The sequence below is a fragment of the Oleisolibacter albus genome (assembly GCF_003336875.1).
GTDB classification, from domain to species: domain Bacteria; phylum Pseudomonadota; class Alphaproteobacteria; order Azospirillales; family Azospirillaceae; genus Niveispirillum; species Niveispirillum album.
The window spans coordinates 13,467-26,398 of record NZ_QGNJ01000009.1; the positions used below are offsets into that span (position 1 = coordinate 13,467).

General features: G+C 70.4%; 14 protein-coding genes and 1 tRNA gene. 11 read left to right on the forward strand and 4 right to left on the reverse strand.

Features of this window, described 5'->3' with window-relative positions:
- Window positions 1–44 precede the first annotated feature (44 nt).
- The 6 genes from DK368_RS13295 (at window position 45) to DK368_RS13320 (ending at window position 6,346) form a co-directional block, all read left to right on the forward strand.
- Window positions 45–326, forward strand: a complete 282-nt coding sequence (locus DK368_RS13295; RefSeq protein ID WP_114394455.1) for a type II toxin-antitoxin system TacA family antitoxin — start codon at window positions 45–47, stop codon at window positions 324–326.
- Between the two features lie 3 nt (window positions 327–329).
- On the forward strand, window positions 330–836 hold the full coding sequence (locus DK368_RS13300; RefSeq protein WP_114394456.1) for a GNAT family N-acetyltransferase: 507 nt from the start codon (window positions 330–332) through the stop codon (window positions 834–836).
- Window positions 837–948: 112 nt separating this feature from the next.
- Complete coding sequence (locus DK368_RS13305; RefSeq protein WP_114394457.1) at window positions 949–2,115, forward strand: ATP phosphoribosyltransferase regulatory subunit; 1,167 nt, start codon at window positions 949–951, stop codon at window positions 2,113–2,115.
- Between the two features lie 117 nt (window positions 2,116–2,232).
- Window positions 2,233–3,525, forward strand: coding sequence for an adenylosuccinate synthase (locus tag DK368_RS13310; RefSeq protein WP_114394458.1), 1,293 nt, complete (start codon window positions 2,233–2,235; stop codon window positions 3,523–3,525).
- Window positions 3,526–3,657: 132 nt separating this feature from the next.
- The gene (locus tag DK368_RS13315; protein WP_240002488.1) at window positions 3,658–5,700 is read left to right on the forward strand and encodes a serine/threonine-protein kinase; all 2,043 of its coding nucleotides are present in this window, start codon (window positions 3,658–3,660) and stop codon (window positions 5,698–5,700) included.
- A 31-nt stretch (window positions 5,701–5,731) separates the two neighbouring features.
- Entirely contained in the window at window positions 5,732–6,346 is a 615-nt protein-coding gene (locus tag DK368_RS13320; protein ID WP_193552292.1) for a hypothetical protein, read from the forward strand.
- Here the strand turns inward: DK368_RS13320 and rpoH are convergent.
- Together rpoH and DK368_RS13330 are read right to left on the reverse strand one after the other, a co-directional pair.
- The gene (gene rpoH, locus DK368_RS13325; protein ID WP_114394459.1) at window positions 6,312–7,193 is read right to left on the reverse strand and encodes an RNA polymerase sigma factor RpoH; all 882 of its coding nucleotides are present in this window, start codon (window positions 7,191–7,193) and stop codon (window positions 6,312–6,314) included. The two genes, DK368_RS13320 and rpoH, sit on opposite strands and share 35 nt — an antisense overlap.
- A 131-nt stretch (window positions 7,194–7,324) precedes the next feature.
- A complete protein-coding gene (locus DK368_RS13330) occupies window positions 7,325–8,437 on the reverse strand; it encodes an RluA family pseudouridine synthase (protein ID WP_420818901.1) in 1,113 nt (370 codons plus the stop codon).
- Between DK368_RS13330 and DK368_RS13335 the strand changes: the two genes are divergently transcribed.
- The 4 genes from DK368_RS13335 (at window position 8,428) to DK368_RS13350 (ending at window position 10,543) form a co-directional block, all read left to right on the forward strand.
- The gene (locus tag DK368_RS13335) at window positions 8,428–8,829 is read left to right on the forward strand and encodes a hypothetical protein (protein WP_155524576.1); all 402 of its coding nucleotides are present in this window, start codon (window positions 8,428–8,430) and stop codon (window positions 8,827–8,829) included. The genes DK368_RS13330 and DK368_RS13335 overlap by 10 nt on opposite strands.
- Window positions 8,830–8,881: 52 nt before the next feature.
- On the forward strand, window positions 8,882–9,910 hold the full coding sequence (locus DK368_RS13340; RefSeq protein WP_114394461.1) for a threonine aldolase family protein: 1,029 nt from the start codon (window positions 8,882–8,884) through the stop codon (window positions 9,908–9,910).
- Window positions 9,911–10,035: 125 nt separating this feature from the next.
- Window positions 10,036–10,111, forward strand: a tRNA-Glu gene (locus DK368_RS13345).
- 225 nt (window positions 10,112–10,336) lie between these two features.
- The gene (locus DK368_RS13350; RefSeq protein WP_114394462.1) at window positions 10,337–10,543 is read left to right on the forward strand and encodes a hypothetical protein; all 207 of its coding nucleotides are present in this window, start codon (window positions 10,337–10,339) and stop codon (window positions 10,541–10,543) included.
- 78 nt (window positions 10,544–10,621) lie between these two features.
- Here the strand turns inward: DK368_RS13350 and DK368_RS13355 are convergent, their stop codons facing one another.
- Both DK368_RS13355 and DK368_RS13360 read right to left on the reverse strand, forming a co-directional pair.
- Window positions 10,622–10,945: a hypothetical protein gene (locus DK368_RS13355; protein ID WP_114394463.1), complete on the reverse strand. Its 324-nt coding sequence runs from the start codon at window positions 10,943–10,945 to the stop codon at window positions 10,622–10,624.
- Between the two features lie 175 nt (window positions 10,946–11,120).
- Window positions 11,121–12,311, reverse strand: coding sequence for an acyl-CoA desaturase (locus tag DK368_RS13360; RefSeq protein ID WP_240002489.1), 1,191 nt, complete (start codon window positions 12,309–12,311; stop codon window positions 11,121–11,123).
- 215 nt (window positions 12,312–12,526) lie between these two features.
- Here DK368_RS13360 and DK368_RS13365 point away from each other — a divergent pair, with 215 nt between their 5' ends.
- Window positions 12,527–12,781, forward strand: a complete 255-nt coding sequence (locus DK368_RS13365) for a hypothetical protein (RefSeq protein ID WP_114394464.1) — start codon at window positions 12,527–12,529, stop codon at window positions 12,779–12,781.
- Window positions 12,782–12,932: the final 151 nt, after the last annotated feature.

Below are 12,932 nucleotides of genomic sequence, written 5' to 3' on the forward strand. Positions count from 1 at the left end.
CGACGGAAAAGCAGGCCGCCGGAAAGCGAACGGGACACGGCGCCATGACCGCGGGGCGTGCCCGGTCCGAACGGTTGGAAGCGCGGATCAGCGCGGAGCAGAAGCAGCTGATCGAACAGGCGGCCGCCCTGCAGGGGCGCTCCGTGACCGATTTCGTGCTGTCCAGCCTGCAGGATGCGGCCCGGCAGACCATTGAGGCCCACCATCGCCTGGACCTGTCCCGGCGGGACAGCGAGGCGTTTGTCGAGGCGCTGCTCAATCCGCCCGCCGTCAGTGAAAGATTGCACGAGACCGTTCGGCGTTATCGCGACGCAACCGGAGCATGAGCGGTGCATCCCTGGGACGGTCTGCGGGTCGAGCCGCTGGCGCCCCGGCATGATCGCACGCAGTTCCGCTGCGGCGTCGACGCCTTGGACCGGTATTTCCGTCTCCAGGCCGGGCAGGATGCCCGCAAACATCTGGCGGCCCCCTTCGTCCTGATCGATGACGCTGACCGGATCTGCGGTTTCTACACGTTGTCGGCCTTTTCGGTGTCGCCCTCGGACCTGCCGCAGGCGCTGATCCGCCGGTTGCCGCGCTATCCGCTGATCCCGGCCACGCTGCTCGGCCGGTTGGCCATTGATGGGCAGTGTCGGGGCCGTGGTCTGGGCCGGTTCCTGCTGGCAGACGCCCTGCACAGGGTCCTGCGCAGCGAGATCGCCAGTTTTGCCATCATCGTCGATGCCAAGGACGCGGCGGCCGCCGCCTTTTACCGGCGGGAAGGGTTCCACCCCTTCGCCGACCATCCAGACCGCCTGTTCCTGCCCATGGACAGCATCCGCGCCCTGTTCGCCTGACAGCCCCCCGGCCAAATCCGTTTGCCAGACGCGGCGGGGGGCGGTACGAAACGGGCGTGCGGACGCCCTGGCGGGCGCCCCCGTCCCTGCCTCTGCCGTGGCGATGGAGCCCATGACCGACGCCTTCCTTCCCGACCTGCCGGACCAGGATCTGGCCGCCAAGGCCCTGCTGCCGACGGGCTTGCGCGACCTGCTGCCGCCGGATGCGGAGCATGAGGCAGAGGTGGTGGGCCGGCTGATGGCGGCCTTCGCCGCCCATGGCTATGAGCGGGTCAAGCCGCCGCTGATCGAGTTCGAGGAGGGGCTGCTGTCCGGCGCCGGCGCCGCCCTGTCCAAGCAGACCTTCCGGCTGATGGACCCGGTCAGCCAGCGCATGATGGGGCTGCGTTCCGACATGACACCCCAGGTGGCGCGCATCGCCGCCACCCGCCTGGGCGGTGCCCCGCGGCCGCTGCGCCTGTCCTATGCCGGCCAGATCCTGCGGGTGAAGGGCGGGCAGCTGCGGCCCGAGCGCCAGTTCGGCCAGGTCGGCATCGAGCTGATCGGCAGCCTGGCGCCGGCCGCCGATGTGGAGGTGGCGCTGCTGGCCCTGTCGGCGCTGCGCGCCGTGGGCGCGGCCGATGTCAGCATCGATCTGACGGTGCCGACGCTGGTGCCGGCGGTGGCCGCCGCCTTCGGCCTGACGCCGAAGCAGCAGGCCCAGCTGCGCGCCGCCCTGGACAAGCGCGATGCCGCCGCCGTGGCCGCCGTGGCCGGCCCGGCCGCCGCGGTGCTGACCGACCTGCTGAAGGCCAGCGGCCCGGCGCCCGCCGCCGTGCAGCGGCTGGCCGCCATCGCCCTGCCGGACGCGGCGGAGCCGGAACGCGCCCGCCTGACCGCGGCCGTCGCCCTGCTGGAGCAGGCCCTGCCCGACCTGTCCTTCACCATCGATCCCGTGGAACAGCGCGGCTTCGAGTACCAGACGGGGCTGAGCTTCACCCTGTTCGCCCGCGGCGTGCGTGGCGAGCTGGGCCGCGGCGGCCGCTACCGCACCGAGGCCGACGAGCCGGCCACCGGCTTCACCCTGTTCACCGATACGGTGATCCAGGCCATTCCCGGACCCCAGGCCCCCCGCCGTCTGTTCCTGCCCCATGGCACCCCCTATGAATCAGCGGTGCAGTTGCGGGCGGAAGGATGGCAAACCGTCAGCGGGCTGGAGCCCGCCGGCGATGCGGCGGCCGAGGCGCGGCGCCTGGGCTGCGGCCATGTGCTGGGCGCCAGCGGGCCGACAGCCGTTTAGAACGGAGTGCGGGGCATGGCGGCAGCCGCGCTCCGGCAGCACCATCCCAAGCCATCCTTTGCCGGGGCCGGCCACCATGGCCCGCCCCGGCCGACTTGAGAAAGCAGGAGCAGCATCATGGCCAATGTGGCGGTCGTCGGGTCCCAGTGGGGCGACGAGGGCAAGGGCAAGATCGTCGACTGGCTGTCGAGCCGCGCCGACGTGGTCGTGCGCTTCCAGGGCGGCCACAATGCCGGCCACACCCTGGTCATCAACGGTGTGGTCTACAAGCTGAGCCTGCTGCCCTCGGGCGTGGTGCGGCCGGGCAAGCTGTCGGTGATCGGCAACGGCGTCGTCGTCGATCCCTGGGCCCTGCTGCGCGAGATCGAGGCCATCAAGGCCCAGGGCGTGGAGATCACCCCGGACAGCCTGATCGTGGCGGAGAACTGCCCGCTGATCCTGCCGCTGCACTCCACCGTGGACAAGGCGCGCGAGGAGGCCCGGGGCGCCAACAGGATCGGCACCACCGGCCGCGGCATCGGCCCGGCCTATGAGGACAAGGTGGCCCGCCGCGCCATCCGCCTGTGCGATCTGGCCGACGAGGCGCTGCTGGGCGAGAAGGTGGACCAGCTGCTGTTCCATCACAACGCGCTGCTGCGCGGCCTGGGCGCCGCCGAGCTGGACAAGGCCGAGCTGATGGCCCAGCTGCACGAGGTCGCGCCGAAGATCCTGCCCTATGCCGCCGTGGTCTGGGAGCGGCTGGACGAGGCCCGGCGCCAGGGCAAGCGCATCCTGTTCGAGGGCGCCCAGGGCGCCATGCTGGATGTGGACCACGGCACCTACCCGTTCGTCACCAGCTCCAACACCGTGGCCGGCAATGCCGCCGCCGGCTCGGGCATGGGGCCGGGCGCCGTCGGCCATGTGCTGGGCATCACCAAGGCCTATACCACCCGCGTCGGCTCCGGCCCCTTCCCCACCGAGCTGCTGGACGAGACCGGCGACCTCATCGGCCAGCGCGGCCGCGAATTCGGCACGGTGACGGGCCGCAAGCGCCGCTGCGGCTGGTTTGACGCCGTGCTGGTGCGCCAGGCCATCAAGACCGGCGGCATCACCGGCATCGCCCTGACCAAGCTGGACGTGCTGGACGGCTTCCAGGAGCTGAAGGTCTGCACCGGCTACCGCTACAAGGGCGAGATCATCCACCATCTGCCGGCGGCCCAGACCGCCCAGGCCGAGGTGGAGCCGGTCTATGAGAGCTTCGAGGGCTGGAGCGAGAGCACCCAGGGTGCCCGCAGCTGGGCCGAGCTGCCGGCCACGGCCATCAAGTACATCCGCCGCATCGAGGAGCTGATCGAGGCGCCGGTGACGCTGCTGTCCACCAGCCCCGAGCGCGACGACACCATCCTGGTGAAGGACCCGTTCGAGGACTGAGACCGGCCGGCCGCCGGCCGGCCTATGCCGGACGGACAGGCCGCAGGGTCCGAAGTCCGCCCGGGTTGTACAAAGCCCCCCGCTTTGCCATGATCCCGGCGGGCGGCAGGGGCCGCGGCGGCGACACGGACGATGATGGCAAGCGCGGCCAGAACCAGGGATGCGGGCGGGATCGACACCACGCCCGTCGATCTGGGCGGACGCTGGGAAGTTATGCCCGGCGCGCCTTTGGCCGAGCTGGATTCGCCCGGCGCCAGCGCCTATGTCTGCCGCGGCCTGAAGGACCGTCGCAGCGAACTGTTCGCCCTGGTCTGCGAGGCGCCGGTGCCGCCGCGCCTGGATGTGCTGCAGGCCTTCCGCGGCATGGACAATCCGGCGGTGCTGCGCCTGCTGGACTGGGGCACGATCGACTGGCCCGGCGGCGGGCGCCGCTTCGCCCTGGTGCTGGACCGGCCGGGCGGGCGCCGGCTGATGACGTCGCTGGGCGACAGCCGCGATCCGTTCAGCGACGACCATATCGTGCGCGTGCTGATGCCGTCGCTGCTGCTGGCCCTGCGCGAGATGACGGTGCGCGGCGTCACCTGCGGCGGGCTGCGCCCCACCAACCTGTTCCTGAAGGACGCCACCAGCACGGCTCTGGTCATCGGCGACTGCGTCTCCACCCCCGCCGGCTATAGCCAGCCACTGCTGCTGGAGACCATCGAGCGGGGCATGGCCCAGCCCTCCGGCCGCGGGCCGGGCACCATCGCCGACGATCTCTACGCCCTGGGCGTCACGCTGCTGATCCTGCATCTGGGGCGCAATCCCCTGCGCGACCTGGACGACGAGGCCATCCTGCGGCTGAAGATGGACCGCGGCACCTATCCGGCCCTGACCAGCGCCGTGCGGCTGCCCCAGGGCCTGATCGAACCGCTGCGCGGGCTGATGACCGACGATCCGCGCCAGCGCTGGACCCTGGCCGATCTCGATCTGTGGCTGCAGGGCCGCCGCCTGTCGCCGAAGCAGCCGCAGGTGCCGCGGCGCGGCGTGCGCCCGTTCGAGCTGAAGGGCGAGGAACTCTGGCACTGCCGCGCGCTGGCCCGGGCCATGACCCGCGCCCCCACCACCGCGGCCCCGCTGATCGACAAGGGCGATGTGGACCGCTGGGTCCGCCGCAGCGTCGGTGACGAGCACCGGGCCAATGTGCTGCAGACGGCGATCGAGTCCGCCGGCATCGGCGCCCGCAGCGCCAGCCAGGAGGAACGGCTGGTGGCCCGCGCCGCCATCGCCCTGGACCCGCCAGCCCCCATCCGCTACCGCGGCATCGCCGTGCTGCCCGACGGCTTCGGTCCCGCCCTGGCCGAGGCCATGGCCGCCGGCGGCAGCGTCCAGCCCCATGCCGAGATGATCCTGGCCCAGCTGCCGCTGTTCTGGGTCAATTGCCAGACCGAATTCCGGGCCGAGCTGGTGCCGCTGATCCAGCTGTTCGACACCCAGCGCGTGCTGCTGGAGCATACCGGCCCCGGCTTCGGCATCGAGCGGGTGCTGTACGAGCTGAACCCCGGCTGCCCCTGCCTGAGCCCGCTGGTGCGCGGGCAGCATCCGCTGACGCTGCCGGACCTGCTGCAGGCCCTGGACACGGTCGGCGCCTCCACCAACCGCGCCCGCGACCCGGTGGACCGGCATGTGCTGGCCTTCATCGCCGCCCGCAACAAGAAGCTGAACGAGGCCCTGCTGGGTCCGCTGGCCAGCGGCACGCCCGATCCGGCCCGGCGCGCCATCGCCATGGCCGCCATCCTGGCCGATGCGCAGCAGCGCTACGGCCCCGCCCGCCTGCCCAATCTGTGCGGCTGGATGATCACGCTGCTGGAGCCGGCCTTCAAACGCTTCAAGAACCGCGAGGTGCGCACACGGCTGAAGACGGAGGCGCTGGGGCTGGCGCGGGCCGGGGTGCTGGACGATGTGCTGCGGCTGGTGGACGATGCCGAGGCCATCCGCCGCGACGACAAGGGCTTTCTGACCGCCATGCGCCGTTACGAGGGGCTGACCCGGCAGATCGACACGCTGAAGGCCGGGCTGGATGACCGGCGCAGCATGGCCGAGGGCAGCGGGCGCCAGATGGCGGCCGTGATCTCCAGCGTCGTCTCGGGTATGATCCTGATCCTGACCATCATCGTCATGTTGAGGCCGTCGTGATGCCGGGGCCATCCGTGATGCCGAGGCCGGCATGAGCATGAGCCAGGTCGCGCCCAAGCGCCGTCCGGGACAGGGCGGCCTGCTGGTCCTGCTGCTGGTGCTGCTGCCGCTGGGGCTGTTCGTGCTGCCCACCAGTGTGCTGCTGATGGTAGGGCTGCTGCCGACCGTGGTGGCCTGGATCGTCGACCGCGACAGCGAAAAATCGGCCGCCCTGACCGTGGGCGCCATGAATCTCTGCGGCATCGCCCCCTATGTCATCCTGCTCTGGCAGGGTGGACACAGCATGGAGCGCGCCATGCGCTTCCTGGCCGACCCGTCCACCTGGCTGGTGATGTACGGAGCGGCGGCTGTGGGCTGGGTCATCTATTTCCTGGTGCCGCAGTTCGTGGCGGCCGGCATCGCCATGCGCAACGAAAGCCGCATCCGCACGCTGGAGGCCCAGCGCGCCACCCTGGTGGCGGAATGGGGCACGGCCATCCTGGGCAAGGATGCGGAGGCGGCCGAACCCCAGGGGCTGCTGGAGGGTCAGGGCGGGGCGGATGCCCCGGCGGCCCAACCGGTCCAGACCACGCCCGCCCCGGCGACACGGCCCCCGGCGGACCGGGACGGTGTCAGGCCAGACGCTGCTCCAGCGCCGCGGCCTTGATGGCCTTCTGCAGCTTCTCGAAGGCGCGCACCTCGATCTGACGCACGCGCTCGCGGCTGATGCCGTATTGCTGGGACAGATCCTCCAGCGTGGTCGGCTCGTCGCGCAGGCGGCGCTCGACCAGGATGTGGCGCTCACGCTCGTTCAGCGTCTTCATGGCCTGGGCCAGAAGCGCCTTGCGCTTGCCCATCTCCTCCTGCTCGCCCAGGCGGATCTCCTGGCTGTCCTGCTCGTCCACCAGCCAGTCCTGCCACTCGCCTTCCCCGTCGACGCGCAGGGGCGCGTTGAGGCTGTGGTCGGGCTGGGACAGGCGCTGGTTCATGGAGACGACGTCGGCCTCCGGCACCTCCAGCGTCTGGGCGATCTTCGTCACCGTCTCCGGGGCCAGATCGCCATCCTCGATGGCCTGCATCTGTCCCTTCAGCCGGCGCAGATTGAAGAACAGCTTCTTCTGCGCCGCCGTGGTGCCCATCTTCACCAGCGACCAGCTGTGCAGGATGTATTCCTGGATGGCGGCCCTGATCCACCACATGGCGTAGGTGGCCAGGCGGAAGCCACGCTCGGGATCGAAGCGCTTGACCGCCTGCATCATGCCGACATTGCCTTCCGAGATCAGCTCGGACAGGGGCAGGCCGTAGCCGCGATAGCCCATGGCGATCTTCGCCACCAGACGCAGATGGCTGGTGACCAGCCGGTGTGCGGCGACGCTGTCCTCATGCTCCTGCCAGCGCTTGGCCAGCATGTACTCCTCATCCGGTTCCAGCATGGGGAACTTGCGGATCTCCTGGAGATACCGGGACAGGTTGCTTTCGGAATTGATGACCGGGACCGCGGGTACCGATGCCATGTTTCACCCCCTGATGGGCCTTGATGACCCGCCCCGGCCCGTTACGGCACCGGAGGCGCGGCCGGCTGGCGTGGAGCCATTTGGCGTGGACAGGTGTCGCTCTGACCACCTGCCGAACTCGGGATCGGCCATTATACCGAGTCCAGCGTTGCAAGTAAGGTTTCAATGTCGGCGGGCAGTCGGGACTGGAACCGCATCCTTTCCTGCCGCACGGGATGGAGGAACTCGATGGCGCCGGCATGCAGGGCCTGCCGCGGGAAGGCGGCCAGCCCGGCGCGGACCGGCTCCGGCAGCAGCCTGGCCCGTGCCGGCCGTCCGCGCCCGTAGACGGGATCGCCCACCAGCGGATGGCCCACATGGGTCATGTGCACCCGGATCTGATGTGTACGCCCGGTCAGCAGTTTGCATTCCACCAGCGCGGCACCCGCACCGAAACTTTTCAGCGTGCGGTAGAGGGTGATGGCGGGCTTGCCGCCGCGCTCCAGCACGGCCATGCGTTTGCGGTCGGTGGCGGAGCGGCCGATATTACCCTCGATCCGCCCCTCCTTCGGCGACGGCGCCCCCCAGACCACGGCCTGGTAGGTGCGCGACAGCGAGCGGTCGGCGAACTGGGCCGCCAGCCCCTGATGGGCCCGGTCGGTCTTGGCCACCACCATCAGCCCGCTGGTATCCTTGTCCAGCCGGTGGACGATGCCGGGCCGGCGCACCCCGCCGATGCCCGACAGGCGCTCCCCGCAATGGAACAGCAGCGCATTGACCAGGGTGCCGTCGGCGTTGCCCGCCGCCGGATGCACCACCAGCCCGGCCGGCTTGTCCACCACCAGCAGGTCCTCATCCTCGAAGATGATGGTCAGGGGGATGTCCTGGGGCTGCGGCAGGGCCGGAGCCGCGCCCGGCACCCGCACGGTGAAGGCCTGGCCCGGTTTGACCCTGCGGGAGGCGTCGTCTATGGTCAGGCCGCCGGTCGCCACGCATCCCTGCTCGATCAGGGCGCGGACGCGGGACCGCGACAGGCCCGCTGCCGCCAGCAGGTCCGCCAGCACCCGGTCGAGCCGCTCGCCGGCGGCCGTTCCGGGCACGGCGACACTGTGCAGGACCTCGGCGTGCAGGACCTCGGCCGCCGCCGCGGCAAGCGCCTCCTCCCCGCCCTCCTCCGGCAGGAGGTCGTCATCCAGATCGTCGAGGATCGCCGCGGGCAGGGCGCGGTCGGCCTCAAGCGAAGGGACAACTTTCCGTGCGGGCACTCAAAGCACTCCTGATCGTCATGGGCGCCATCATCGTCGCCGGTTTCGCATTCATCGGCTGGGAGGTGTACCAGCGCGCCACCAATCCCGACCACCCCCGCAGCTTCGCCCGCCGCGAGGCACCGGCCGCGGCGGCTGTTGCTTCGCCCGCCGCCACGGCAACTCTGTCCACGGGAACCGCCGCCGCGGTGTCCGCCCTCCCCCTTGGCAGCCGGATCGGCGCCATGGTCGAAGCCGGTGGACGGGTCGTGTTCCATGTGACCCTGCCGGACGGGCGGGAGGAGCTGCGCATCCTCGATCCCCGCAGCGGCAGCAGCCAGACAGCGGTCTCCACCGCCGCCGCCTCTGCCACGGCGCCGACCCTAGCGCAGCCGCAGGCTGCAACGCCGTGACCCGCGTCACAGAAACGACGTCATTCCGCCCCAGTGCGCAAGGACCTTTCGCATGAACTTCATGAGCGACAATGTCAGCGGTGCCGCCCCGGAGATCCTGGCGGCGCTGGCGCGGGCCAATGAGGGCAGCGTCCCCTCCTACGGGGCCGACCCGCATACCGCGGCGGTGGAGCGGCGGCTGGCCGCGCTGTTCGGCACCGAGGTGGCCGTGTTCCCCGTGGCCACCGGCACCGCGGCCAACGCCCTGGCCCTGTCGGTCATGACGCCGCCGCATGGCGCCGTCTATTGCCATGCCGATGGCCATATCAATGTGGATGAATGCGGGGCGCCGGAGCTGTTCACCGCCGGGGCCAAGCTGATCGGGCTGCCCGGCGCCGGCGGCAAGCTGAGCGCAGCCACACTGGAGCAGACCCTGGCCCGGGCGCATTTCGGCTTCGTCCATGCGGCGCAGCCGGCGGCGCTGTCGCTGAGCCAGGCCAGCGAGGCCGGCACGGTCTACAGCCCGGCGGAGGTGGCGGCCCTGTGCGATACGGCCAAGAAGTACGGGCTGCGCGTGCATATGGACGGCGCCCGCTTCGCCAACGCCGTGGCCGGGCTGGGCTGCCACCCGGCCGAGGTGACCTGGAAGGCCGGGATTGACGCCCTGTCCTTCGGCGCCACCAAGAACGGCGCCCTGGCGGCCGAGGCCGTGGTCTTCTTCGACAAGACCCTGGCGGCCGAGTTCGGCTATCGCCGCAAGCGCGGCGGCCATCTGTTCAGCAAGATGCGGTTCCTGTCGGCCCAGCTGGACGCCTATCTGACCGACGGGCTGTGGCTGCGGCTGGCGGGCCACGCCAATGCCATGGCCCGGCGCCTGGCCGACGGGCTGGCGGCGCTGCCGGGGGCGTCCCTGCGCCATCCCGTGCAGGCCAACGAGGTGTTCGTGACCCTGCCGGAAGCGGTGGTGGCCGGGCTGGAGGCCCGCGGCTTCGGCTTTTACCGCTGGGACGGCACGCTGATCCGGCTGGTGGCGGCCTGGAACACGGCGGAGGCCGATGTGGAGGCGCTGCTGGCGGCGGCGCGGGAGCTGGCCGGGGACTGACGCGCCGCGCTGCATCGGGCCGTCTGGGACGGCGCGATAGGGCCGGCAAGAAAATTCACAAAGCTGCAAAAAAGAGCTTGATCGGCCGGAGCGCTTCGCCTAAATACGCCTCCACCGACGGCCCAGTCCCCATCGTCTAGAGGCCTAGGACGACGCCCTCTCACGGCGTAAACTGGGGTTCGAATCCCCATGGGGACGCCATCGTCTTCAAAAGCCCTGCAGCTTCGGCTGCGGGGCTTTTTGCTGTTTGCTTGCCGACACGGCGCTTCATTGGGCGCGGGGCACATCAACTCTAACGGGCAGGCGGCAGGCGCTGCGTCATCCTGCCGCGGTGCAAACCGTTTTCCCGGCCGCTACATGCTGCGGCGCAATGAATGGGTCGCCGCATCGTCGGGCGCCCGACGCAATCCTTGAGGAGTTGGTCTGATGCAGGCTCTGTTCGGTAACGGGCGCGATTGGCTGATCGCCCTGAAGCTGCTGGTCATCTTCGGCGGCGGTCTGGGGCTGTTCCTGTCCGCCATCTACTTCCATCCGACCTGGCTGCCGCTCCTGGCCGTGATCGCCACCTTCGTCAATCTGGCCCTGATCATCCGCGTGACCATGGTGCCGGCCGGCTCGCCCGAGGCGCACTGAGCGGCAACGCCGCGCCCAAGAAAAAAGCCCCGCCGGCGACGGCGGGGCTTTTTCTGTCCGGGGATCTGCGTCCGACCGTCACCGGGCCGTGCTGGTGGCCGTCGAGGTGGAGGTGGAGGTCACCGTGACGGTACCGGCATCGTCACCACCGGCGGCAACGGCCACCAGACCGCCGACGACGGCGACGGCAGCCACACCGGCCGTGGTGGTCAGTCCCCCCAGCGCGAAGCCGGACGCGGCCTGACCGGCAGCACCGCCGCTGGCCGCACCGGCGGCAGCCGGCTTCGCGCCACCAGCGGAACCGGGCACGGTCGGCTGCGCAGCAGATCCCTGCTGCGCCAGCGCCAAGCTGGGCGCGGCCGCCAGCAGGCCCGCCAGCATCAGAACCGAACTCTTGCGCATGTCGTTCACTTTCCTTGATCGATCTATTGCCCCAGTGCCCGTGATACGCCCGCCCCGGTCAAAACGAAAGAGACAACGGTAGGACTTCGGCTGGACCGACACACACAGGGGGGTATGCAGCCTCGGGCGGCCGCCGGCCGCCCCGCATACCCCGGAGGCACCCCGGAGGGCGGCCTCAGGCCCCGGTCGGCGCCAGCTCCAGCCGGGCGCAGACACGCTCGATCAGGATCTGGCGGGCGCGCTCCACGATCTCGTCCATGCTGGGCGTGCGCACGAACATGGAGGCGGCGCGCTGGCGCAGCTCGTCCGCCGTGGGGATCTGCGGCAGGTGCAGGCCGGCCACGGCCGCCTCCGCCCGCTGACGGGCGCTGCGCAGCCGCTGCTCCAGCTCGGCCAGGGTCGGCGCCAGCGACGGCGTGTGGGCCAGCGCCTCGCGCACCTGGGCGGCGATGCGGTCGATCTGGAAGCTGGCCGCCAGCTGGGCCGCCGCCGTCTCGATGACCTTGGTGCCCAGGCGCTGCTCGTTGCGGATCACCGCCTTGGGCGGCTCATGCACGTCCCAGACGATGCCGGCCAGGGCCAGGCCGCGCAGGATGTAATAGGTCGGGTCCAGCTCCCACCAGCGGAAGCCCTGGCGGGCGCTGGACTGGTAGGCATGGTGGTTGTTGTGCCAGCCCTCGCCCATGGTCGCCAGCGCCAGCGCCCAGTTGTTGCGGCTGTCATCGCCGGTCAGATAGCGGCGGCGGCCATGCACATGGGCCAGGCTGTTGATGCAGAAGGTGGCGTGATAGACGGCCACCGTGGACCAGAAGAAGCCCACCACCAGACCCGACCAGCCCGCCAGCAGCCAGACCGCGAATCCCAGGATGGCCGGCGGGACGTAGTAATGGCGGTCGAGCCAGACCAGTTCGGGATACTTCGTCAGATCGCCGATGCTGCGGTAATCGGCGGCGTCGTGGCGCGGTGTGAAGATCCAGCCGAGATGGGCATAGAAGAAGCCCTTCTGCCGCGGCGAATGCACGTCGATCTCGGTGTCGGAGTATTTGTGGTGGTGACGGTGCTTGGCCGCCCACCACAGGGCCCCCTTCTGCGCCGTGCTCTGGGCCAGGACGGCGAGAGCGAACTGGAACCAGCGGCTGGTCTTGAAGGCGCGGTGGGAGAAATAGCGGTGATAGCCGGCGCCGATGCCGAAGATGCGGGCGACATAGAGCGCCACGGCGATGGCCAGATCCTGCCAGTGGACACCGGTCCAGATGGCGCCCAGGCAGGCAACATGAACCAGCAGGAACGGGATCATGGAGGGATAGACGATATCGTCGGACAGCTGCGTGTGCTGCGCCAGCTCGGAAGGGGACGGGGACGTCACGGAGGCGTTGCTCCTGCATAAGGCACGGGGAAAGGCCGTCGCCGGCCAATGATGAGGACAGGAAACTACAGGCGCCGGTCCGGGGCAAGCGTCCCCGGGCCGCGATTCGGCATAGTCGGCGGCCTTACCCCTGGATGCGCCGCCATCCCGGGCCGGGCACAAAAAGGGCGTCGCCTACGTTGGCGCAGCAGGCACGCAGACACGGGAGGCACAGGATGGCGCAGGACAACGACCATGCGCGGGCGCTGGGCGAACAGGCGGGCGAGGCCTCGCGCGGGCTGCTGCCGGTGCTCGGCGACGCCATCGAAGGGCTGTGGGACGGGCTGTGGCTGAACACACCCGACGGGGCCGGCCCTGGCGACAGCGGCGAGGTCTACCGCACGGCCTATGAGATCGGCTCGGCCGTCCCGGACCTGCTCATGACGGTCTGGGACTTCCTGACCGGGTTCGTGGCCGGACTGTTCGGCTGAACCGTCCGGACCATGCCGGCATCGGCGCGGAGATGGCCGCCGCACAGTCCCGGCGCTGCGGAAAATTGCAGACACATGCCGCGAAACAGACCATCCTTGCGATAGATCGGCACGAGCGGTTGCGCACACCGCCCGAAGCCGGCAGCCGGCC